21 protein-coding genes are annotated in these 22,569 nt (G+C 72.9%); 10 read left to right on the top strand and 11 right to left on the bottom strand.

Translation table 11 applies throughout. From position 1 onward, the window contains the following. The first annotated feature begins 91 nt into the window (after positions 1–91). Entirely contained in the window at positions 92–2,311 is a 2,220-nt protein-coding gene (locus DV20_RS43250; protein WP_051736221.1) for an ATP-binding protein, read from the top strand. Between the two features lie 71 nt (positions 2,312–2,382). Here the strand turns inward: DV20_RS43250 and DV20_RS32225 are convergent, their stop codons facing one another. Then, on the bottom strand, positions 2,383–3,891 hold the full coding sequence (locus DV20_RS32225) for an MDR family MFS transporter (RefSeq protein ID WP_043786839.1): 1,509 nt from the start codon (positions 3,889–3,891) through the stop codon (positions 2,383–2,385). A gap of 121 nt (positions 3,892–4,012) precedes the next feature. Between DV20_RS32225 and DV20_RS32230 the strand changes: the two genes are divergently transcribed. Continuing rightward, positions 4,013–5,173: a DUF1015 family protein gene (locus DV20_RS32230; protein ID WP_043786909.1), complete on the top strand. Its 1,161-nt coding sequence runs from the start codon at positions 4,013–4,015 to the stop codon at positions 5,171–5,173. On the opposite strand, the gene DV20_RS32235 is transcribed toward DV20_RS32230, so the two are convergent. Further along, positions 5,170–6,093: a squalene cyclase gene (locus DV20_RS32235; RefSeq protein WP_043786840.1), complete on the bottom strand. Its 924-nt coding sequence runs from the start codon at positions 6,091–6,093 to the stop codon at positions 5,170–5,172. The genes DV20_RS32230 and DV20_RS32235 overlap by 4 nt on opposite strands. Beyond that, positions 6,093–6,599, bottom strand: coding sequence for a DinB family protein (locus tag DV20_RS32240; RefSeq protein ID WP_043786842.1), 507 nt, complete (start codon positions 6,597–6,599; stop codon positions 6,093–6,095). The genes DV20_RS32235 and DV20_RS32240 overlap by 1 nt, the downstream gene beginning before the upstream one ends. 54 nt (positions 6,600–6,653) lie before the next feature. On the opposite strand from DV20_RS32240, the gene DV20_RS32245 reads away from it, so the two are divergent. Both DV20_RS32245 and ligD read left to right on the top strand, forming a co-directional pair. After that, entirely contained in the window at positions 6,654–7,733 is a 1,080-nt protein-coding gene (locus DV20_RS32245) for an ATP-dependent DNA ligase (RefSeq protein WP_200876541.1), read from the top strand. Next, complete coding sequence (gene ligD / locus DV20_RS32250) at positions 7,730–8,734, top strand: non-homologous end-joining DNA ligase (protein WP_043786844.1); 1,005 nt, start codon at positions 7,730–7,732, stop codon at positions 8,732–8,734. The genes DV20_RS32245 and ligD overlap by 4 nt, the downstream gene beginning before the upstream one ends. Here the strand turns inward: ligD and DV20_RS32255 are convergent, their stop codons facing one another. Continuing rightward, the gene (locus DV20_RS32255; RefSeq protein WP_235191038.1) at positions 8,735–9,865 is read right to left on the bottom strand and encodes a YbfB/YjiJ family MFS transporter; all 1,131 of its coding nucleotides are present in this window, start codon (positions 9,863–9,865) and stop codon (positions 8,735–8,737) included. A 98-nt stretch (positions 9,866–9,963) separates the two neighbouring features. Between DV20_RS32255 and DV20_RS32260 the strand changes: the two genes are divergently transcribed. Then, positions 9,964–10,524, top strand: coding sequence for a TetR/AcrR family transcriptional regulator (locus DV20_RS32260; protein WP_043786846.1), 561 nt, complete (start codon positions 9,964–9,966; stop codon positions 10,522–10,524). On the opposite strand, the gene DV20_RS32265 is transcribed toward DV20_RS32260, so the two are convergent. Continuing rightward, positions 10,521–10,775, bottom strand: coding sequence for a hypothetical protein (locus tag DV20_RS32265; protein WP_043786847.1), 255 nt, complete (start codon positions 10,773–10,775; stop codon positions 10,521–10,523). The two genes, DV20_RS32260 and DV20_RS32265, sit on opposite strands and share 4 nt — an antisense overlap. A 68-nt stretch (positions 10,776–10,843) precedes the next feature. After that, positions 10,844–11,869 carry a CobW family GTP-binding protein gene (locus DV20_RS32270; RefSeq protein WP_043786849.1) on the bottom strand — a complete coding sequence of 342 codons (1,026 nt, stop codon included), beginning with the start codon at positions 11,867–11,869 and terminating at the stop codon, positions 10,844–10,846. Between the two features lie 447 nt (positions 11,870–12,316). On the opposite strand from DV20_RS32270, the gene DV20_RS32275 reads away from it, so the two are divergent. The 3 genes from DV20_RS32275 to DV20_RS32285 all read left to right on the top strand — a co-directional run bounded on the left by DV20_RS32275 (position 12,317) and on the right by DV20_RS32285 (position 15,400). Next, the gene (locus DV20_RS32275) at positions 12,317–13,450 is read left to right on the top strand and encodes a nitric oxide synthase oxygenase (RefSeq protein ID WP_152603784.1); all 1,134 of its coding nucleotides are present in this window, start codon (positions 12,317–12,319) and stop codon (positions 13,448–13,450) included. Between the two features lie 92 nt (positions 13,451–13,542). Then, positions 13,543–14,049, top strand: a complete 507-nt coding sequence (locus DV20_RS32280) for a flavodoxin domain-containing protein (RefSeq protein WP_043786911.1) — start codon at positions 13,543–13,545, stop codon at positions 14,047–14,049. Between the two features lie 79 nt (positions 14,050–14,128). Then, positions 14,129–15,400, top strand: coding sequence for an MFS transporter (locus DV20_RS32285; RefSeq protein WP_043786850.1), 1,272 nt, complete (start codon positions 14,129–14,131; stop codon positions 15,398–15,400). A gap of 1 nt (position 15,401) precedes the next feature. On the opposite strand, the gene DV20_RS32290 is transcribed toward DV20_RS32285, so the two are convergent. Together DV20_RS32290 and DV20_RS32295 are read right to left on the bottom strand one after the other, a co-directional pair. Beyond that, positions 15,402–16,061 carry a response regulator transcription factor gene (locus tag DV20_RS32290; protein WP_043786851.1) on the bottom strand — a complete coding sequence of 220 codons (660 nt, stop codon included), beginning with the start codon at positions 16,059–16,061 and terminating at the stop codon, positions 15,402–15,404. 9 nt (positions 16,062–16,070) lie between these two features. Then, positions 16,071–17,270 carry a sensor histidine kinase gene (locus tag DV20_RS32295; RefSeq protein ID WP_200876542.1) on the bottom strand — a complete coding sequence of 400 codons (1,200 nt, stop codon included), beginning with the start codon at positions 17,268–17,270 and terminating at the stop codon, positions 16,071–16,073. Positions 17,271–17,438: 168 nt separating this feature from the next. Between DV20_RS32295 and DV20_RS32300 the strand changes: the two genes are divergently transcribed. After that, complete coding sequence (locus DV20_RS32300; protein WP_051736222.1) at positions 17,439–18,047, top strand: MmpS family transport accessory protein; 609 nt, start codon at positions 17,439–17,441, stop codon at positions 18,045–18,047. A gap of 83 nt (positions 18,048–18,130) precedes the next feature. On the opposite strand, the gene DV20_RS32305 is transcribed toward DV20_RS32300, so the two are convergent. Together DV20_RS32305 and DV20_RS32310 are read right to left on the bottom strand one after the other, a co-directional pair. Beyond that, on the bottom strand, positions 18,131–19,615 hold the full coding sequence (locus DV20_RS32305; RefSeq protein WP_043786852.1) for a sialidase family protein: 1,485 nt from the start codon (positions 19,613–19,615) through the stop codon (positions 18,131–18,133). A gap of 112 nt (positions 19,616–19,727) precedes the next feature. Continuing rightward, positions 19,728–20,696 carry a YeiH family protein gene (locus tag DV20_RS32310; protein WP_043786854.1) on the bottom strand — a complete coding sequence of 323 codons (969 nt, stop codon included), beginning with the start codon at positions 20,694–20,696 and terminating at the stop codon, positions 19,728–19,730. A 70-nt stretch (positions 20,697–20,766) separates the two neighbouring features. Here DV20_RS32310 and DV20_RS32315 point away from each other — a divergent pair, with 70 nt between their 5' ends. Then, positions 20,767–21,666 (top strand): LysR family transcriptional regulator, encoded by a 900-nt coding sequence (locus DV20_RS32315; RefSeq protein WP_043786855.1) that lies wholly within the window; start codon positions 20,767–20,769, stop codon positions 21,664–21,666. Here DV20_RS32315 and DV20_RS32320 read toward each other — a convergent pair. Next, positions 21,663–22,565: a LysR family transcriptional regulator gene (locus DV20_RS32320; RefSeq protein WP_043786857.1), complete on the bottom strand. Its 903-nt coding sequence runs from the start codon at positions 22,563–22,565 to the stop codon at positions 21,663–21,665. The genes DV20_RS32315 and DV20_RS32320 overlap by 4 nt on opposite strands. Between the last annotated feature and the right edge of the window lie 4 nt (positions 22,566–22,569).

The raw sequence follows: 22,569 nt of genomic DNA on the forward strand, positions 1-22,569 counted from the left end.
TCGCCGTCCGGGGACAGGTACACAGAGAAGTTCGAGTCTGGGCGGGAGTTCTCGGATGACGTCTCGGAGCGGTGCCGCATCACCATCCGAAGTGCAGAACCACATCGACGGGGGCGCGGCCGGGGTGGTGCTGCAGGCCGGGACGATCACGGGCGACGTCTGGGTCGCCGGCCCGCGGTCGCCGCACCCGGTGCCGCGGCAGCTGCCGCCGGCGCCGTCGCACTTCACCAGCCGGGCCGACGAGCTCGCGGCGCTGGACGAGGTCGCCGGGCAGGACGCCGGCGGGCAGCCCCCGCTCGCCGTGCTGATCGGGCCGGGCGGGGTGGGCAAGACCGCCCTCGCCGTCACGTGGGGCGGGCGGAACGCCGGGCGCTACCCCGACGGCCAGCTCTACGCCGACCTGCGGGGATTCTCGCCGGGGACCGCGGTCCTGCCGGACGAGGCACTCGGCGCGTTCCTGCGGGCGCTCGGCGTCGCGCCCGAGCGCGTCCCGCCCGACCTGGCCGAGCAGGCCGCGCTGTTCCGGACGATGACCGCGGGCCGCCGGCTGCTCGTCGTGCTGGACAACGCCTTCTCGGCGGCTCAGGTGCGGCCGCTGATCCCCGCGTCCGCCGGCTGCGCGGTGGTGGTGACCAGCCGCCTGCGGCTGGACGGCCTGGTCTCCGAAGGCGCGCGGTTCCTCGACGTGGCGCCCCTTTCCCAGCCGCACGCCGTGGAGCTGGTGGTCAACGCGGTGGGCCGGACCCGCGTCGCCGGCGAACTCGACGAGGTCGCCGAGCTGGCCGTGCTGTGCGGACGGCTGCCGATCGCGCTGCGCGTCGCGGCCGCCCGGCTGGCGTCGCGCCCCCGGTGGCAGGTGGCGCGGGTGGTGGCCGAACTCGGCGACGAACGCTCGCGGCTGAAGCGGCTGTCGGCGGAAGGCGAAGCCCCGGTGGCGGCGATGTTCGACTGGTCGTACCGGGCCCTCCCGGAGCCGGCGGCGAAGCTGTACCGGCTGATGGGCGAGTTCCCGGGCGCTTCGTTCGGCCCCGACGTCGCGGTGGCGGCGACCGAGCTGGACGACCCGGCCGAGGGCCTGCAGGTGCTCGTCGACGCGAGCCTCCTGGAGGAGGTCGACGAGCTCCGCTACCGCTTCCACGACCTCGTCCGGCTGCACGCCCGCGCCCAGCGCGACGACGACCGCGCCGAGGTGGTGCCGCGGGTGGCGACCTGGTACCTGCACGCGATGACGCGGGCGAACATGGTCGTCATCCCGATCCGCTGGCGGGTCAGCCCGGTGTGCGAGCAGTACCGGAACATCCCGCCCGCGTTCGGCTCGGGCCGCGCCGCGCTCGAGTGGCTCGACGAGCAGCGGCCGAACGTGCTGGCGGTGCTGGAGGAAGCGGCGGCGCGGCGGCACGACGAGGTGGCGTGGCAGCTGTGTGAGGCGTTGTGGGAGCTGTTCCTGCACCGGAAGTACTTCCCGCAGTGGCTGCGCTCGCACGAGATCGGGATCGTGGCGGCGCAGCGCTGCCGCGACGCGGTCGCGGAGTCGCGGCTGCGGTGCCAGCTGGGGCGCGCCCACCTGGACCTGGGCCGCTTCGAAGCGGCGGAGCAGGAGTGCGGCCGCGCGCTGGAGCTGGCGCGGGCCGCGGGGAGCCGGCACAACGAATCGGTGGCGCTGGACCAGCTGGGCACGGCGGCCCAGGGCCGCGGCGACGTCGAGGCGGCGATCGCGTTCTACACGGGCAGCCTGCAGATCGAAGCGGAACTGGGCATCGACCGCGGCGTCGCCCAGCGGCACCGCCGGATCGGCGAGGTGCTGGCCAAGGCGGATCGTGACGCCGAAGCGGCGTCACACCTCGAGCGGGCCCGGCGGATGTTCGCCGACATCGGGGACGAGAAGGACGAAGCCAAGGTCCAGGTGGGTCTCGCCCGCCTGGACGCCCGCGGCGGCGACGTCCCCTCGGCGACGCGGCGCTTGGAGAGCGCGTGGGCGGTGTTGTCGCAGTCGGGTTCATCGGTCTACCAGGCGGACGTCCTGGTCGGCTTCGCCGACGTGGCGGAGTACGACGACGACCCGGCGGCGGCGCGGGGCCACCTCGTCGAGGCGTTGAAGCTGTACGAGCAGGTCGGCGGGCCGCAGGTGGCCCGGATCCGGGCCCGCCTGGAGGCGTACGGAGCCGAGCTCGCCGAGCGGCCGCCCCCCGAGAACCCAGACATGGGCGGCGACCGCGGCCAGGCCGCCCCGGACCACCGCGAGCCCGCCGGCCCGCTCCCCGACAACGTCTCCGACGGCGGCGACGGAGAGCCCGGGCAGGTCGGTGAATGACCGGGCGATGAGCGCGCGGGCGTCGGCGAATGCGGCGGCGGATCGGTTTCCTGCCTCGGGAAACCGCACACTCAGAACTCCAGCTGCTCCGTCTTCCGCGGCATCAGCAGCAACGCCCCGACAGACAGCACGGCCACGGCCAACAACCCCAAGAACACATAGTGCGTCGCATCCGCCAGCGCCCCGCGCACGAACACCGCGGCCGGCGAATCGTCCGCATGCCCGCCCAGCACCAGGCTCGTCGCATCGACCGAAGGCGGCAGCGGTCCCACCCCCGCCGGCGGCGAAGCGAACCGTGCGGCCAACGTCGCATTGGCGATCGCCCCGAAGACCGCCGCCCCGACCGCGCTGCCGAGGGAGCGGCTGAACAGGTTGGTCGCCGTCACCACGCCGCGGCGGTCCCAGCCCACCACCGACTGGATCGCCACCAACGTCGGGCTCGCCGCCAGGCCCAGCCCGATCCCCAGGACGAACGCCGCGAAAGCCGCTGCCCACAGCGAGGAACCCGCGCCCAGGAACGCCACCAGGACGCCGCCCGCGATGATGAACACGCTGCCGATCAAAGCCGTGTCGCGGAAGCCGATGCGCAGGTAGATCTTGCCCGCCAAGGACGCCGAAATCGGCCAGCCCACCGTCAACGCCGCCACCGCGAAGCCCGCCACCAGCGCTCCCGCGCCCAGCACGCCCTGCGCGTACGTCGGCAAGTACGACGTCAGTCCCATCAGGACCGCGCCGACCACCAGCGCCACCAGGTTGCCGCCCACCAGGACGCGGCGGGTGAACACCCACAGCGGCAGTACCGGCTCCGCCGCGCGCTTCTCCGCCAGCACGAACGCCACCAGCAGCAGCACGCCCGTGACGAAGATCGCCACGCTCGGCAGCGAGCCCCACGCCCACGCCACGCCGCCTTCGAGCAGGCCGAGGATGATCAGGGAACAGCCGACGGTCAGCAGGGCCGCGCCCAGGTAGTCGACCTTGTGCGGCTTGCGCTCCACGCGCTCGGCGAAGCCGCGGAACAGCATCCACGCCGCGATCGCGCCCAGCGGCAGGTTGATGAAGAAGATCCAGCGCCAGTCGAGGTACTCGGCGAACACGCCGCCGAGCGTCGGGCCGACCACCGAAGCCGCGCCCCAGACGCTGGCCACGTAGCCCTGCACGCGGGCGCGTTCCTCCACCGTGTACAGGTCGCCGATCACCGTCATCGACATCGGCTGGATCGCGCCCGCGCCGATGCCCTGGACCGCCCGGGCGGCGATCAGCACCGGCATGCTCCACGCCGCGCCGCACAGGACCGAGCCGACCAGGAACGCCGCGATGCCGAAGAACATCACCGGACGGCGGCCGAGGACGTCGGCGAACTTGCCGTACAGCGGCACCGTCACGGCCTGGGTGAGCAGGTAGATCGAGAACAGCCACGGGAACTGCGCGAAGCCGCCGAGGTCGCGCACCACCGACGGGACGGCGGTCGCGATGATCGTGCTGTCCAGCGCGACCAGCGCCGTGCTCAGCATGACCGCGATCAGCACCGGGCCGCGTTCGGACCGGAAACCGACCCCCTTCGCGGCGGCGGACGTCGTCATCGGCGGGGTGCTCCTCGGAACGGTCATGACCGGAGTCAACTACTTTGCAGACCTAACCATTCCATCCCGGCGGGACCGGCCCCAGCGAATTTCGCGGCGCCCGTGGCGCAAGATGGTCAGGATGAGCGACTGGATCCGGCCGATCGGGCGGGGCTGGGTGGTCCGCGACGCGGTCCCCGGCCCGGACGTCGACGAGTTCGCCGAGCCCGAACAGGTGATCGCCGCCCTCGCCGCCCCCGGCGCCGCCGACAGCCTGCTGGCCGTGCAGCACCCGGCCCGCACGCCCGCCGCCCTGGCCCGTGGGCTCGACCTGACGGCCGCCGTCCCGGTCGCCCGCGCCGTGCTCGAACGGCTGCGCAAGCGGTTCTACCGGCCGGTGCGGAACATCATCGCGCCCTACCGCATCGAAGGGCCGGACGGCGTCGCGCTCGGCCTGCTCTGCCTGGTCGACCCGGCGGCGGTGACCGACGACGGCGCCGCGCGCGTCCGCCACACCGAGGACGTCTACCCGGACGTCGTCGCCGAACGCGCCGCCGTCCTCGCCGGGCTGGGCTGCGCGACGAGCGCGGCGTTGCTCGTCCCGGCCGCCGGCGGACCGGAGCTGACCCAGCAGGTCGAGCAGGCCTGCGCCGGCCTCGGCCTGCCTGATTTGTCCACTTCGGACGCGGCCGGGCGGCGGCACGACCTGTGGGTGGTGCCCGAAGGACCCCTGCAGAGCCGGCTGCTGGCCGCGGTCGCCGGCACGGACCTGCTGGTCGCCGACGGCAACCACCGCGTGGCCGCCGCGGCGGCGGCCGGGCACGGCGCGCTGCTCGCCCTGGTCACGGCGGGCCCGGCTCTGGAGATCGGCGCGATCCACCGCGTCCTCACCGGCACCGGCCTCGGCCCGGAAGACCTGGTCTCCCGCTGGTGCGCGGCGGGCCTGGACGTCCGCTACGACGAGCACGCCGTGCCGGTGACCGGCGAGGCGGTGGTGCGAGCCGGCGCGGCCGTGCTGCGGGTGCCGCTGCCGGCCCCGGACGCCCCCTGGCCGGTGATCGACCACGAGATCGTCGAGCAGGTCCTGTTCGCCGGCGCGCTCGGGATCGACCCGGACGGGCCGTGCGTCCGCCCGCTCCCGGCCGGACGTCCGCTGCCGCCGGACGCGGACGCCGTGGTCCTGCTGGCCCCGGTGAGCTACGCCGACGTCCTGGCCGTGCACGCGGCCGGCCGCCGGATGCCGCGGAAGGCCACTTATTTCACGCCGAAGCCGCGTAGCGGGCTCGTGCTGGCCGCGCTTTAGCGGGCGTCCCACCACTTCAAAACCCGGGTGGCGAACAACGTCAGCCACTTCGACGGCTGCCCGGCCGGGACGTCCACCGCGAACCACACCCGGCCGGCGTCCGTCCGGGCCTGCCGCCACGTCCCGTCCGGCTGCCGGGCCGCGCGGATCAGTGCGATCGCCTCCGCCATCCGTTCGTCCGGGCGGCCCGCGTCGCGGAAGTACGAAGCCGCGTTCAGCACGTCGTAGCGCCAGCGGAACGGGTAGCCGAACTCGCGCACCCACGGGCCGATCGGCTCGTCCGTGGACCGACGGCGGAACAGCCCGCGTTCCAGCAGGTATTCCTCGCCGGAGAGCCGGGCCGCGCGGGATGCCGGTGTGCCGCCCGTCGCCGTCTCGTGGGCGAGCAGGCCCTTGAGCGCGTTGAGCGTCGAGTGGACCGACGAGCGCGTCGAGCCCTCGACCCACGCGCAGTTCCAGCCGCCGTCGGGCAGGCGGTGCTCGACGAACCACTCGGCGATGCCGGCGACGTCCGCGCCGAGCCACACCCCGTTGGCCAGGGTCCAGGCGTTGATGCAGCAGTCGACTTCGCCGTCCCAGTACGGCAGGTCGTCGTACTCCCAGCGGCAGTGCCGGGCGAGCAGTTCGGCCGTGCCGCTCAGAACGGCGCCGTCCAGACCCCACTCGCGCAGGGCGTTCAGCGACCAGGTCGTCGCCGTCCACGGCTGGGGTTCGTCCCCGCGGAACCCCGCCGGGAAGAAGGCGCCGCCCGCCCACCGGCCGTCGGCGTCCTGCACGGCCAGCAGCCGGGCCCCGAACCCCTCCGACACGACCCGCGCCCGCGTCGCCTCCCAGACCTCCGGCGGCTCGCCCGCCAGGTCGCGCTCCACCTGCCAGCGCAGGGCCGGGTCGGAGTCGCGCAACCAGGCGAGCAGGTCCATCAGGCCCCCGTGACGCCGTCGATCGCCTCGCGCAGGAAGTCCGCGTGGCCGTTGTGCCGGGCGTACTCGTGGATCATGTGCAGCATCACCAGCCGCAGCGAGACGTGCTCACCCCAGCGCGGCTGGTAGCCCGTGACGTCCAGCGACTCGGCCGCTTCTTCGATCTTGCGCGATTGTTCGACCTCGGCCTGCCACGCTTCGAAGGCTTCGGCGCGCGTCGACGAACTCGCGTCGTAGGCGGCCTGGAAGTCGCCTTCGGGTGACCACCGCAGGGGGATGTCTTCGGCGTTGATCACCCGCCGGAACCAGGTGCGCTCGACCTCGGCCATGTGCCGGACCAGGCCCAGCAGGGACAGCGTCGACGGCGGGCTCGAGGCGCGGCGGAGGTCCTCGTCGGACAGTCCTTCGCACTTCATCGCGAGGGTGGCGCGGTGGAAGTCGAGGAAGGTGCGCAGCATCTCGCGCTCGCCCCCGGTCAGGGGCGGTGCGGGGCGTTCGGTGGTCACGAGGGAGTGTGTATCACGCCGAGAATTGTCGTACCCGTGTTTTAAGCTCGCGCGGTGGACTTGCCCGTCATGCCGCCGGTGCGGCCAATGCTCGCGAAAGCGGTGCACGAGGTACCTCGTGCACCGGGGCTGCTGTACGAGCCGAAGTGGGACGGCTTCCGCTGCGTCGTGTTCCGCGACCGCGACGAGATCGAGCTCGGCTCCCGCAACGACCGCCCGCTGACCCGGTACTTCCCGGAGCTGGTGGAGCTGCTGGCCGCCGCGCTGCCGCCCCGCTGCGTGGTGGACGGCGAGATCGTGCTGGTCACCCCGCACGGGCTCGACTTCGAGGTGCTGCAGCTGCGGCTGCACCCGGCGGCGTCGCGGGTGCGCAAGCTGGCCGAGGAGACGCCGGCCAGCTTCATCGCCTTCGACCTGCTGGCCCTCGGCGACACCGACCTCACCGAGCAGCCCTTCCGGGAGCGGCGCAAGCAGCTCGAAAGCGTCCTGAGCACCGGCGCCGAAGGGCTGCAGCGCGTCCACTTGACGCCGCTGAGCGAGGACCCGGCGCAGGCCGAGGACTGGTTCACCCGCTTCGAGGGCGCGGGCTTCGACGGCGTCATGGCCAAACCCGGTGACCTGCCGTACGAGCAGGACAAGCGCGTGATGCTGAAGGTCAAGCACGAGCGCACGGCCGACTGCGTGGTGACCGGGTTCCGGTGGCACAAGGACGGCGCCGGCGTCGGTTCGCTGCTGCTGGGCCTGTTCGACGACGAGGGCGTGCTGCACCACGTCGGCGTGGCCAGCAGTTTCACCAAGGCGCGGCGGGCCGAGCTGGTCGGCGAACTGGCGCCGCTGCGCGAGAACGCGCTCGAGAACCACCCGTGGCGGACCTGGGCCGAATACGAGCCAGAGCCGGGGCGGCAACCCGGCGCGAACAGCCGGTGGGCCCCGCAGAAAGACCTGTCGTGGGAGCCGCTGCGCCCGGAATGGGTCGCGGAGGTCCGCTACGAGCACCTGCAGGGGGGCCGGTTCCGGCACGGCGGGCGGCTGGTCCGCTTCCGGCCCGACCGCACGCCGGAGTCGTGCACGTACGCCCAGCTCGACGAGGCACCGCCCGCCGAGCTCGCGAAGCTGTTCGGGGAGGCGCGGTGAGCGGGGCGGTCGTCCTCGAGGTCGACGGTGTCGAGGTCAAGATCAGCAGCCCGGACAAGGTCTACTTCCCGGAGCGCGGCGAGACGAAGCTCGACCTCGTCGAGTACTACCGGGCGGTGTCCGGGCCGCTGCTGGCCCGGCTCGGTGGCCGTCCGCTGCTGCTGGAGCGCTACCCGGACGGCGCCGGCGGCAAGAACTGGTACCAGAAACGCGTTCCGAAGGGCGCGCCGCCGTGGCTGGCCACCACCGTCGTCTCGACGCCGAACGGCACGACGAGCGACGCGCTGGTGGCGAAGGACCTGGCCCACATCCTCTGGGCGGTGAACCTCGGCTGCCTCGGTTTCCACGTCTGGCCCTACCTCGCCGACACCCCCGAGGTCACCGACGAGCTGCGCGTCGACCTCGACCCGTCGCCCGGCATCGGCTTCGGCGAACTGCGCGAAGCCGCGGTGCTGACCCGGAAGTTCCTGGCCGAGCACGGCATCGAGGCCCACCTCAAGACGTCGGGCTCGCGCGGGCTGCACCTGTACGTGATGCTGGAGCCGCGCTGGGACGGCTTCCAGGTGCGGGCGGCCGCGGTCGCGCTGGCGCGGGCGCTCGAACGCCGGCACCCGGAGAAGATCACCGCGCAGTGGTGGAAGGAAGAACGCGGTACGCGCGTGTTCGTCGACTTCAACCAGAACGCCCCGCACAAGACGGTGTTCGGCACGTGGTGCGTGCGCCCGCGCGTCGGCGGCCAGGTGTCGACGCCGATCGGCTGGGACGAGCTGGACACCGTCGAGCCGGACACGCTGACGCTGAGCACCGTGCCCGCGCGGCTGGCCGAGCGCGGCGATCCGTGGGCCGGTGCGGGGGAGCGGCCGCAGTCGATCGAGCCGCTGCTGGCGATGTCCGAACGCGACATGGCGGCCGGGCTGATGGACGCGCCGTGGCCGCCGGTGTACCCGAAGATGCCCAACGAGCCGCCGCGGGTGGCGCCGAGCCGCGCGAAGAAGACGTGATCAGGGTGGCCCGAGGCGGGGGTGGAGCTGGCTCCAGGCGGTGAGGGCGACCAGCGCGGCCACCCCGAACACCGCCGCGGAGCCGAGGCCGGCGGCGGCCGCGCCGGCCAGGGGCGAGGCGACGGTCTGGCCGACGCCGAGCCCGGCGAACGACCAGGTGATGCCCCGGGCGGGCCGGTCGGGGACCAGGCGGGCCGCCCACAGGATGCACAGCCCGGTCAGCGCCATGTAGGTGACGCCGAACAGCGCGCTGGACAGCAACGCGACAGCCACCCCGGGGTGCGGCAGGGCGAGGAGGGCGATGCCCGCGGCGGCGAGGGTCCACGTCGCGAGGTTGACCGTCCGCAGGCCCGCGCGTCCGGCCGCCCGGCCCGCCAGGCCGCCGAGCAGCCCGGCGACGCCGATCGTGGCCCAGCACCAGGTCGCGGCCACCGGACCGAGCCCGGTTTCGGCGAGCCGCGAGGTCGAGAACGTCCAGTAGGGCGCGCTCGTCACGCCGATGAGGACGGAGTTGGCCAGGAGCGGACCCATGCCGCGGACGGGACCGGCGGGAGCCGGGACGTCCTCGGGGCCGGCTGACCGCGGCAGCGCTCGCCACGCGAGGGACGTGACCGCGACGCCGAGGGCGGCGAACGCCGCCCAGATCACCGGCCAGCCGAACGCCAGCAGGGGAGTGAACGCCGACGCGGCCAGCCCCAGGCCGGTGCCGGTGTTGGCCCAGGTCTGGGCCCGGTCGCGGGTGCGCGTCCCGACCGTCTCGCCGATCAGCTGGGCGACCCCCGGCGACACGAGCCCCGCGCCGGCGCCCGCGACGGCAATCCCGGCGCCGAACACCGCGACGTGGGGAGCCAGCGCCATGAGGCCGAGCCCCAGCGTCGCCGCCGCCGCGGCCACCAGCACGGTGCCGCGCGCCGACCGCGCGGACGTTCTCGGGGCGAGCAGCAAGCCGACGCCGTAGCCCGCGGTGGAGAGGCCGCCGAGCACGCCGACGCCGAGCGTCGTGAGCCCGAACGTCTCGCTGAACCGCGGCACGAACGGCCCGTACGCGTAGCGCGCGAACCCGTAGCAAAGGGCGATGACGACCGCGCCGACCGCGGCCGTGGACGCCCAGGTATCCGTCTTCGTCCGCATTACCATCACGTCTACCAAACAGACAGGTCTGTCTGGTGTCAAGTAATGGTACGATCTCTGCAGGTAAAAGACCATACAGACCTGTTCGGAGGAACGCTGTGGCCCGGACTCGTCCCGGCGACGCGGGCGCGAAGGTGCTCAAGGCCGCGTCGGCGCTGTTCTACCGCGACGGCATCCACGCCGTCGGCGTCGACACGGTGGCGGCCGAAGCCGGGGTGACGAAGGCGGCCCTGTACGGCAACTTCCGCTCGAAGAGCGGCCTCGTCGTCGCGTACCTGCGGGAGCGCGACCGGCGGTGGCAGGAGGAGATCGATCGGATCACCGCCGCGCACCCCGATCCGCGGGAGCGGGTGCTGGCGGTGTTCGACGCCTACGAAGCCTGGCTCGCGCGCGACGGCTACCGCGGCTGCGCCTTCCTGAACGCGACCTCGGAGTACCCCGACCCGGGCGACCCCGTCCGCGAAGTGGTCCGTCACCACAAGACCGCGTTGCACGGCTACCTGCGTGCGCAGCTCCTACGCCGGGAACCCGAGCGCGCCGAGGCCTTGGCGGACGAGCTGATGCTGCTGCTGGAAGGCGCCGCGGTCACGTCCGTGATCGCGCAGAGCTCACAGCCGTTCGACACCGCGAAGCGGCTGGCGCGGACGTTGACCGCCTAGACCCGCAGGTCGAGCGCGAGCTGACCCCGGTCTTCGCCGACGCCGGACAGCGTCGCGACGCACGCCGGGCACGGCGTCACCTCGGACGTGGCCAGGTCCAGGGGTTTCCAGCTGCGGGATTCGCGCTCGCCGCAGGCGGAGCGCCGGTAGCGGAGGTCGCCGGAGCGGGTCATCAGGTGGGCCAGGGGGACGTCTTCGGGCAGCACGCCGACCAGGTACCAGCGTGGTGCGCTCACCGCGGTGGTCGTCATGGCGGTCAGTGTCCGTCGCGAGGCCCGGGACGGGACGGCATTTGCCGATCTTCGGCGTGGCGGCGCGGTCAGGCCTCGCCGGGCAGGTAGCGCAGGATGTGCAGCAGGCCGCGCTCGTCCACGGTGTCCGGGTCGTCGGCGAGGCAGCGGCTCAGGTCGGCGAGCACGGCGTCGCTGTCGATCCCGGCGCCGATCAGCACCAGCTCGGTGCGCCGCGGCTCGCCCGCGGGCCACGCCGATCGCTCCAGCTGCACGAACCCGCCGACGGTGTGCAGGTGGAAGCGCGCCTGCGGGCCGGTGGGGCCGAAGTCGGCCTGTCCCTTCATCCGGTAGAGCCCGGCCGGCCGCCGCTCGAGGAACTCGACGAAGGCGCGCGGCGCGAGCGGGGTCTCGGCGGTGAAGGTGACCGTCTGGTACTCGGCGTGCAGGTGCCGCGAGTGGTCGTGGTCGTCTTCGCGCAGGTCGTCGAACGACAGCTGGCCGGCCCGCTCGCCGCGGGGTTCCGGGTCGAAGAACAGCCGCGGGTCGACCCGGCCGTGCTCGGTGACCAGCAGCGGAGTGCCCGGCGCCAGCTCTTCGACGGTCGCGGTGAGCTTCGCGAGCGCCTCCGCGGGCACCCGGTCGGCCTTGTTCAGCACGACGAGGTCGGCCAGCCGCAGGTGGCCGGCCAGTTCCGGGTGGCGTTCGCGGGCGGCCTCGAACTCCGCGGCGTCGACGACCTCGGCCAGCCCGCCGTAGCGGATGTCCGGGTTCTCGCTGGCGATCATCAGCCGGATGAGGTCGCGGGGCTCGGCGATCCCGCTGGCTTCGACGACGATGACGTCGATGCCGGCCTCGGCGCTCGACAGCTTCGCGAGCATCGCGTCCAGCCCGCCGGCGTCGACCGCGCAGCACAGGCAGCCGTTGCCGAGCGAGACCATCGTGTCGACCTGACCCGCCACGGCGAGCGCGTCGACGTTCACCTGGCCGAAGTCGTTGACCACGACGCCGACCCGGGCGCCTTCGCGGTTGGCGAGCAGGTGGTTGAGCAGCGTCGTCTTGCCCGCGCCGAGGAACCCGGCGACGAGCACCACGGGAATCCGCCTGGCCTTCACGAAACGTCCTCCTCTGCCGATCACCGCGACTCTAACGCCGGCGCCCCTACACGGGCGACGGGCCCCGGTGAAGCCCGTTCGGCGAATGCCCACGAAAAGACGCGGGCGCGCGGCCGGGAAAGGATCACGCGAATTTCGCCGCCCGGTGATCGATTGACGGAAAACGCGCTGCGCCATGTTCGAATAACGCTTGGTAGCAGTTGTTTTTCCGCCACCACCCGATCTGCCCGGGAATTCCGGGATCGGCGGCCGGCGTTCCCGGCCGGTGGAGCCCGGCCCGCGGAATGTGGGGTATCCTCCCTCGCCTGGCCGGAGTTCCCAGTGCGGTGGGGACTTCCGGCCGGCAGTGTCGTCGGCGCCCCTCGGAGGAACGGTGATCCTTTTCGCCCGGCTGCAGACCGCGATTTCGGAGAGTGGGGAACCGCGGTGACGGTTACCCCCGAGCGGGTGACGGCCGAGTTGCCGCTCTGCCCGCAGCGCGTCTCTCAGGAGCAAAGCGTCAATTCCGCGGAAGCGGAAGAATTCCTGGACCGGATCTTCGCCGAAGGCGCCGCCGAAGCGGGTGAGCGGTTCGAGGACCGGTTGGCGCGGGTTCGTGCGGAAATCCTGGAAACCGGCACCTACCGGCACACGCCGGCCGAGCTGGCGTACGGCGCGCGCGTCGCGTGGCGCAACTCGGCGCGCTGCATCGGCCGGCTGTACTGGCGCAGCCTGCGCATCGGGGACCGCCGCCGGGTCACCGGCCCCGCCGCGATCGCCGGCGAGTGCGTCGCCCACCTCCGCCAGGCCACGCGCGGCGGCCGGATCCGGCCGACGATCACGGTCTTCGCGCCGGACACCCCGGACGCGCCGGGCCCGCGCATCCACAACGAGCAGCTCATCCGCTACGCCGGCTACCGCCTCGAAGACGGCTCGGTGCTCGGCGACCCGCAGTACGCCGAGTTCACCGAGCAGGCGCGAAGACTCGGCTGGCGGCCACCGGAACGGCGAGGCTCCTTCGACGTCCTGCCCCTGCTGATCGAGGCCGTGCCCGGCGAGCCGCGGCTGTTCACGCTGCCGCCGGACGCCGTCCTGGAGGTCCCGCTGACCCACCCCGACCACCGCTGGTTCGCCGGGCTGGGGCTGCGCTGGCACGCCCTGCCTGCCATCAGCAACATGCCGCTGGAGATCGGCGGCGTCACGTACCCGGCGGCGCCGTTCAACGGCTGGTACCTCGGCACCGAGGTCGGCGCGCGCAACCTCGCCGACGAGCGGCGCTACGACCTGCTGCCGGTCATCGCCGAGCTGATGGGCCTGAACACCACGTCCGAGCGCACGCTGTGGCGAGACCGGGCGCTGGTCGAGCTCACGGTGGCGGTGCAGCACTCCTTCGACGCGGCCGGGGTCACGATGGCCGACCACCACACCGAGTCGCACCGCTTCCTGTCCCACCTGGAACGCGAGGAGCGGGCCGGACGCCGGTGCCCGGCGGAGTGGAGCTGGATCGTGCCGCCGTTGTCCGGCGGGCAGACCGCGGTCTTCCACCGCTACTACGACGAACCGGACCCGGCCGAGCGGCCGGCGTTCCTGCCGCCGGCCTGAGAAAACGCGGAGAGTAGCGTGGAAGCGCCCGTTCGGCGGATCGTGCGCGACCCGTGGGGCAGTCCGGCCCGGGAGGCCCGACAATGGTGCGCATGACCGCAGTCCTCGTCGCCTACGCCGGGCGTCACGGCGGAACCCGGCAGATCGCTGAGGTCATCGCCGCCGAGCTCGGTGAAGCGGGCCTGACCGTCGATGTGCGCGACGCCGCCGACGTCGCGGGTGTCGAGGACTACGCCGCGGTCGTCGTCGGCAGCGCGCTGTACTACCACCGGTGGCGGCCGGAGGCCGTCCGGCTGCTGGAACGCAACGCGCGGGCGCTCGCCGAGCGTCCGGTGTGGTTGTTCCACAGCGGGCCGTGCGGTCCCGGCGCGGCCACGCACCAGGTCAGCCTGCCGGCGAACGTGGCACTGCTGGCCGCGCGCATCGACGCGGAGCGCACCGCCACCTTCGGCGGCCGGCTGGACCCGGCGACCGTGCGGGGCCTGATCCCGAAGCTGGTGGCGTCGGGCCGGCGTGCCGGCGACTTCCGCGACTGGGACCGGATCAAGGCGTGGGCCCGGGACGTCGGCCGCCGGGTCCGCACCCGCGTCGCGCTCTGATCCTCTTGCCCGCCCGGGGCGGTGGGTGCTAAACCGGGCCTGAGGTCTTCCGGTGGGAAACCGACGGAACGGGGCGGACGTGACGGATCGGAAAGCGCTTACCCCTGATCAGCGCAACGCGTTCCTCGCGGCCCTGCTCGGCTGGAGCATGGACTCGTTCGACTACTTCCTCGTCGTGTTCGTGCTGGCGGACATCGCGAAGGACTCCTCGTTCGGCGCGACGGCCACGCAGCTGGCGTTCATCACGACGGCGACGCTGGTGATGCGCCCGGTCGGCGCGCTCCTGTTCGGCCTGTGGGCCGACCGCGTGGGCCGCCGCGTCCCGCTGATGGCCGACGTCCTGCTGTACTCCGTGGCCGGCCTGCTGTGCGCGTTCGCGCCGAACTACGCGGTGCTGCTGGTGCTGCGGTTCGTCTACGGCATCGGCATGGGCGGCGAGTGGGGCCTGGGCGCGGCGCTGGCGATGGAGAAGATCCCGCCGGAGCGCCGCGGGTTCTTCTCGGGCCTGCTGCAGGTCGGCTATTCGATCGGTTACCTGCTGGCGGCGCTGGCCTACCTGCTGTTCCACTCGGCACTGGGGCTGCCGTGGCGCTGGATCTTCGTGCTGAGCGTCTTCCCGGCCCTGATCAGCCTCCTGATCCGCGCGCGCGTCCGCGAGTCGGAGGTGTGGGAGACGGCGCGCGAGAAGCTGAAGGTGACGCGGACGTCGGTGAAGGACATCCTGCTGAACCCCAAGGTGATCCGCCGCTTCGGCTACCTGATCCTGCTGATGACGGCGTTCAACTGGATGAGCCACGGAACCCAGGACGTCTACCCGAGCTTCCTGAAGGCCCACGACAACGGCGGCGCGGGCCTGAGCGCGGCGACGAGCACGTGGATAGCGGTGCTGTACAACGTCGGAGCGATCATCGGCGGGTGTGTGTTCGGGACGCTGTCGGAACGGCTGGGCCGCCGCCGGACGATCGTGGCGGCGGCGGTCCTGGGCCTGCCGGTGGTCCCGATCTTCGCGGTCGACCACGGCGCCGGGATGCTGGCGCTGGGCTCGTTCCTGATGCAGATCATGGTGCAGGGGGCGTGGGGCGTGATCCCGGCGCACCTGACGGAGATGTCCCCGGACGCGATCCGCGGCTTCTACCCGGGAGTGACGTACCAGCTGGGCAACCTGCTGGCGGCGTTGAACCTCCCGATCCAGCAGGCGATCGCGGAGTCCCACGGGTACACCTCGGCGCTGGTGTGGACGGTGGTGCCGGGCCTGATCGCGGTGGCGGTGCTGACGGCGATCGGGAAGGAGGCGAAGGGGATCAAGTTCGGTGAGTCGGCGGTGGCGACGGCACCGGCGGGTTCGAAGTGACTTACGGCGTCACGAGCGCCGCTTCGTAAGCGAAGATCGTCAACTGCACCCGGTTCGAAACATCCAGCTTCGCGAACGCCCGCGTGATGTGCGTCTTCACCGTGGCCTCGCTGAGGAACAGCTCCGCGGCGATCTCCGCGTTCGGCTTCCCCTGAGCCACCGCCGTCACGATCTCGCGTTCCCGCGCGCTGAGCAGTTCCAGCTTCGCCTGAGCCTGGGTGCGCCGCGGGTTCGCCCGCGTCGCCACGAACTGGCCGATCAGCTGCTTCGTCGTCCGCGGCGACAGCATCGCGTCGCCGTTCGCCACCACCCGGACGCCCTCGATGATCTCCTGGGGCGAGCCCTCCTTCAGGAGGAAGCCGCTCGCTCCCGCCGCCAGCGCTTCGAACACGTACTCGTCGAGGTCGAACGTCGTCAGGATCAGGACCTTCGGCGGGCGGGGCTGGGCCAGCACCGCCGCGGTGGCGACCAGGCCGTTCATGCGGCGCATGCGGATGTCCATGATCACCACGTCCGGGGCGTGCCGGGCGACCTGCTGGACCGCTTCGTCGCCGTCGCCGGCCTCCGCCACCACCGTGAGGTCCGGTGTGCTGCCCAGGATCATGGACAGGCCGGTGCGGACCAGCGGGTCGTCGTCGACGAGCAGTACGCGCACGGTCACCCGACCATGCTAGGGCGCCGGTGCCACCCACGGCAGCCAGGCCCGCAGCGCGAACGTCCGCTCGTCGGCCGGGCCGGCCGTGAGGGTGCCGCCGAGCAGGGAGATCCGCTCGTTCACGCCGGTCAGCCCGGTGCCGGACCCCGGTGACGGCACCGGGTGCGGCGGCAGCGGGTTGACCACCTCGAGGGACAGCCCGGCACCCGGGCCGCCGCGGACCAGCACCTCCGCCGGCGCCCCCGGTGCGTGCCGCAGGACGTTGGTCAAGGCCTCCTGGAGGATCCGGTACGCCGCCGTGCCGAGCGGGGCCGGCGCCGTCGACGCCTGGTCGAGCAGGATCGTCACGTTGACGACCAGACCGGCCTGACGGGCGCCGGCGACCAGGTCGGGGATGTCGGCCAGCATCGGCTGGGGCGGCTCCGCGGGCCCGCCGGGCGCCCGGTCGGCGAAGCCGGAGGTGCGCAGGACGCCGATCACCTGACGCAGGTCGTCGAGCGACTGCCGGGCGGTGGTCCGGACCGTCTTGGCCGCCTCGACCGCGTCCGGCGTCGTGGCGGCCGTGACCTCCAGAGCGCCCGCCTGCAGCGAAAGCAGCGACAGGCGGTGCCCGAGGACGTCGTGCATCTCGCGGGCGATCCGCGCCTGCTCCTCCCGGCGCGCGACCTGGTCGCGCAGGGCCGCCTCTTCGGCGGCCAGGCGCCGCTTCTCGGTGAGGCTGTACCGGACGATCCCCAGGGTGAGCGGGACCGCCGTGTAGATCGCCGCGGTGACGGCGACGCCGATCAGCTTGGCGCCGGTCGTCTCGGCCGAGATCCAGGTCGCGGTCAGCGACATGTCCTCGGGCCGGCTCGCGTCGCGCCACACCGCCAGCCCGGTCGCGGCGAACACGAGCGCCGCCGCGCTCCAGCGCCGCCAGCCGGCGAAGCGGGTCGCGAGCGCGGCGAGGGCGATCAACGCGGCGAGCGAATCGGCCACCAGCAGCAGCGGCGGCACCACCGCGACACCCGTCACCACCAGCGGCCAGCGCCACCGCCAGACCAGCAGGACCGACGCGCCGATCCCGACCAGCCAGCCGAGCACCGGCAGAGCCGTCACGTGCAGATCGTCGGTGCCGGGCAGGCTGATCTCCAGCGACACGTTCACGATGCCCGTCAGCACGCTCGCGGCGACCGCCAGCACGGTGCACACCACGCCCAGCACGGACCGTCCCATGGGGGTCAGCGTACGAGGTGGCCACCACATCCCCATCAGCCGTTCCGCTCGTCCGTTCCGCGGCCGGTGACGACTTTCGTCGTACGCGGTCGAGGCCTGCGGACGACGCGGGCGGGACCGTGCCGCTGGTTTCCTTCTCGCCGTCAAGCAGAGGCGAAAGGAACCCCGATGACCGACTACACCCCGCTCCAGCAGCACCCGGCCCCGCCGGCCGCACCGCCGCGCAACGGCCTGGGCACCGCCGGGTTCGTCCTCGGCCTGATCGGGCTGGTGATCGCGCCGATCCCGGTCGCCGGGGTGGTCGCCTGGCCGCTGGCGGTGCTCGGCCTGATCCTGTCGGCGGTCGGCGTCGCCAGAGTGCGGGCCCGGAAGGCGACCAACCGGGGACTTTCGATCGCCGGTGTCGTCGTTTCGCTGCTCGGCCTCGTCGTCAGCGTCCTGTGGGCGGTGGTGATCGGCAAGGTGATCAACGACGTGAACGAGCAGGCCACCCAGCACCACACCATCGTCTACGAGGTGAGCGGGGACGCGAAGGCCGTCGACGTCGTCTACAGCACCTTCGACCGGGACACGATCCTGATCAACACCGAGGCCTCGGCCACGGTGCCGTGGACGAAGACCGTGGAAGCCACCGGGTTCCTCGCCGGGGCCCAGTTCACCGCGACCGCCGGTCCGGAGGGCGGCTCGGTCAGCTGCAAGGTCGTCGTCGACGGCAAGGAGGCCAAGACCGCGACCGCGGCCGGGCCCGGTGCCGTCGCCGGCTGCACCGGCTTCTGAACCACCCGTGCCACCCGGGCGAGGGGGCCGGGTGGCCAGGGGGGAGGGGTGGGACCCGGCGAGGGGGCGGGTCCCACCCGGTTTCAGCCGCAGTGCTCGAACTCGCTGTCGTAGGCCTGGCCGCCGGCCGAGCCGCCCCACTTCACGCACCTGTCCGCCGCGGCCGCCGAGACCGGGCCGGCGAAGTAGGAGAACGAGCCGGAGTCGGTGACCCGTGCCGAGCCCTTGACCTCCAGGTAGGCCGAGGTCGCCGTGCCCGTCCCGGTGGACGCGCTCTTCATCGTGCTGACGCAGTTCTTCCCGTTGGCCGCGTTGTACGACAGGTAGACCGTGCCGGCCGTGCCGAGCGGATTCGAGTCGATCACGCTGTAGCCGCCACCGCAGGCGGGGGCGCCGAGCGCGGCTTCGCTGACCGAGGCGAACCGGATCGTGTCGTTCGCGTGGAGCTCCGGGCCGGCCTCGAACAGCACGCCGACCGACGACTGGGACAGCTGGACCATGTCGGAGTACGACGCGTCCTGGCCCCACACGAGCAGGCTGCCGGCGGTGCCGGTCCAGTTGGCGCCCTCGTCGAAGGACGAGTGGATCCGCAGCTCCTTGCGGCGGTCGCAGACGGACGGGGCCGCGAAGACGATGCGGTTGTACTTGCCGCCGGTGTCGGTGGCGCTCATCCGCGCCGTCGAACCCTCGACGACCGGGGTGACGAGGTCGGTCGCGAAGGCGAACTTCGAGCTGAAGGTCGCGCCCCCGTCGGAGCTGATCGCGAAGGCGCGGTTGTTCGTGCCGTCGGCCAGGCACCGGTCGCCGTCGTTCGCCTGGTTGCGGGCGGCGGCGTAGATCCGGCCGTCGTTGAGCTCGGTGACGCTGATCTCCTGCGGGTTCATCGCACCCGACGCCGGCCGGTCGGTGGCGCCGAGGTGCCACGTGCTGCCCTTGTCGTCGCTGTAGACCAGCGCGCCGATGTTGGAATAGCTCATACCGGCGACGAGCCGGCCCGCGTGAGCGCCGCGCGTCAGCACGATCCCGTGGGACGGTCCGGTGGCCAGCCAGCCCGGCGCGGTCGGGAAGCCGAGTTCCGTGGTGAGCGTCTTCGGCGCGCCCCAGGTCTTGCCGTTGTCCTCGCTGATGGACACCCGCGGGATCCGGCCGCAGTCGGGATTGGTGAAGCACTGCATGGTCGACAGCAGCACGATCCGGTTGCTGCCGGGGATGACGATCGGCGCCGGGTTGCCCTTCACGTCGCCGAACGAGGTGATGACGGTGTTCAGCGCACCCCACGTCTTGCCGCCGTCGGTGGAGCGCTTCATCACGAGATCGATCTTGCCGAGGTCGTTGCAGAAACTGGCGCCGTCGTTGCGGCCCTCGGCGAAGGCGAGCAGGTCACCGTTGTCGGCCTTGACGATGGTCGGGATGCGGTAGCAGTCGTGGCCTTCGGTGTTCTTGGTGAACACCAGCGTGCTGGCCACGTCGGCCTGGGCGGTCGCGGCGCCGACGGCCGCCGGGACGGCGACGGCGGCACACCCCAGGAGCCCGGCCAGCAAGCCCTGGGCGATTCGGGTGATCTTCACGGTTCGAGCTCCCTACGGATTCGTTTCACGTCTCGGCAGCAGCGTCGGCGCGATCCGTACAAGACCCGTACAACCTCCGTATAACGACCTATACGTGACCGGGAGGGAAAGTTCAGGTGAACGCGGCCAGGGTGCCGAACCCGGTCGCCAGCACCAAAAGCGTGGACAGCAGACCCAGGAGCAACGCCCGGCCGCCGCCGCGCAGCAACGCGCCGAGCCGCACGGCGCAGCCGAGGCCGAACAGCGCGCCCGCGAGCAGGAGGGTCGACCCGGTCTTCGCGACGTCGAGCACGAACGCGGGGACGAGCCCGGTGCTCCGGACGGCGACCATCGCGAGGAAGCCGAGGACGAACAGCGGCACGAGCGGGGCGTGGGTGTCGCGGCGGCCGCGTTGGGTGGCGCCGACGAGCGCGACCACCGGGGCCAGCAGCACGACCCGGCTCAGCTTGACCACGACGGCGATCCCGACCGCGGCCGCGCCCGCGGGGCCGGCCGCCGCGACGACCTGGGCGACTTCGTGCACCGAGATCCCGGCCCAGCTGCCGGTCCTGGTGGCGTCGAGGCCGAGTGCGCGGGCCAGCAGGGGAAGCACGGCCAGGGCGAAGCTGCCGTAGAGGGTGACGAGGGCGACGGCGGTGGCGACGTCTTCGTCGTCGCGCTCGAGCACGCCTTCCACCGCGGCGATCGCCGAGGCGCCGCAGATCGAAAAGCCGGTGGCGACCAGCAGGGCGAGCCCGCGAGGGACCCGGACCAGCCGGGCCAGGCCGAGCGTGCCGAGGAAGGTGACCGCGACCGTGAGCACGACCGCGGCCATCGTGCCGGGACCGAGCGCCAGCACGGTGGGAACGGCGAGCTGGAGCCCGAGCAGGACGACGCCGGCGCGCAGCAGGCGTTTCGTGAGGCGGGCGACCGCCGGCCGGTGCTCCTCGGCCAGGACCGGCGTGCTTCCGACGGCGACGCCGAGCACGACGGCCACGGTGAGCGCGCCGGCCACCGGCCACACCGAGCTCAGCGCGTACGCCGCGGCGACGCCGAGCCCGGTGATCGCCAGGCCGGAGGTTTTCGCGCTCGTCAGTGCCATGCCTCCAGCGTCGCCGGAGCCGGGCGTGCGCGGTAGCCGGCACTCCGTGGTGAGGTCATAGACTGAAGCTATGACCGGACCGGATCTGGACTCGCTGCGCCTGCTGGTGCTCGTCGACGACCTCGGCAGCATCGGCCAGGCGGCCGGGGCGCTCGGCATCGCCCAGCCGTCGGCGAGCAAACGGCTGTCCACTTTGGAGCGCCAATTGGGACTGTCCCTGGTGGACCGGACCCGGCGCGGCTCGGCGCTGACCCCGGACGGCCGGGTGATCGCGGGCTGGGCCCACCGCGTGCTGACCGAAGTGGACGGTCTGCGCACCGGCGCGGAGGCCCTGCGCACCCAGCGCGGCGCCCAGCTGCGGGTCGCGGCCAGCATGACGCTCGCCGAGCACTTCGTGCCCGCCTGGATCGGTGAGGTCAAGCGGACCGGGCCGGACACCTACGTCGGGCTCGAGGTGGTGAACTCCGAGCAGGTCGCCGACCTGGTCGCGCGCGGCCGGGTGGACCTGGGGTTCGTCGAGTCGCCGGGGCCGTGGCCGGGCCTGGCCACCCGCCGCGTCGCGCAGGATCGGCTCGTGGTGGTGGTCCCGGCCGGGCACGCCTGGGCCCGGCGCCGCCGTCCGTTGCGGGCCGCCGAGCTGGCCGCGACACCGCTGGTGGTGCGCGAACCGGGCTCGGGAACGCGCGAGACGGTCGAGGCGGCGTTGCGCCGGGCCGGGGTGGGTCCGGTGACGCCGTTGCTGGAGCTGGGTTCGGCTTCGGCGGTGCGCAACGCGGTGATCGCCGGCGCCGGGCCGGCGGTGATCAGCGACCTCGACGTGGTGCGCGAGGTGGCGGGCCGCCGGTTGGTGCCGGTGCCCGTGGCGGGCATGGAGCTGAGCCGGGTGCTGCGCGCGGTGTGGCCGGCGGGCCGGCGGCTGACGGGCCCGGCGGCGGACCTGCTGACGCTGGCGGTGAAGTCCGGTTCCTAACGGGCCGCGACCTTGAGGCCGGCCGCTTCCGGGCTGGTCAGGTGCGCTTCCAGGGTCTTGCACGCCGAGGCCAGCAGGTCGTTGTCGTCGCTCGCGCGGGTGGCCAGGGCCACCTGGCACGGCTCGACGCCTTCCAGCGGCACGATCGTCACGTCGTGCCGCAGCCGGCTGAACCGGACCCCGGCCGGGACGATCGCCGCCAGCTGCCCCGCGGCGATCAGTTCGAACTTCTCCTCGAACTCGCTGACCAGCGGGCCGTCCGGGGCGCGGCTGCCGTCCGGGCGGGGGTCGAGGCGCCAGAAGGCGTTCCAGTCCGGGTCGTCGACGCGGGGGAGCGGCTCGTCCTTGAAGTCGGCCAGCGTGACCGACGCCCGGCCGGCCAGCCGGTGGTCGGCCGACACCAGCAGTACCCGCTCCTCGTCGTAGAGCGTGGTGACGCGCAGCCCGCCGGTCCGCAGCGGCAACCGCGTCACCGCGACGTCCACCCGGTGCTCGAGCAGTGCCGCCCGGGTTTCGGTCCAGCCGAGGTGCACGGTCACCACCTCGGCCTCCGGGTGCCGGCGGCGCAGTTCGCGCACCGCCGGCGTGACGAACAGGTTCGTGCGGTACCCGATCGTGACGCGGCTCGGCGCGGCCGCCGCGCGGGTGCTCGCCGCGGCTTCCTCGGCCGACCGGAGCAGCGCCTGGGCGCGGGGGAGGAACACTTCGCCGGCTTCGGTCAGCCGGGTGCCTTGCGGGGTCCGGTCGAGCAGGCGCGCGCCGAGCTGGCTCTCGAGCCGGCGGATCTGCCGGCTCAGCGACGGCTGTGTGGTGTGCAGCGCGGCCGCCGCGCGCCCGAAGTGCCGATGCTCGGCCACGGCCGTGAAGTACCGCACCAGCCGCAGGTCGAGGTCCGCCATGATC

This window comes from Amycolatopsis rifamycinica (assembly GCF_000695625.1).
Lineage (GTDB): Bacteria > Actinomycetota > Actinomycetes > Mycobacteriales > Pseudonocardiaceae > Amycolatopsis > Amycolatopsis rifamycinica.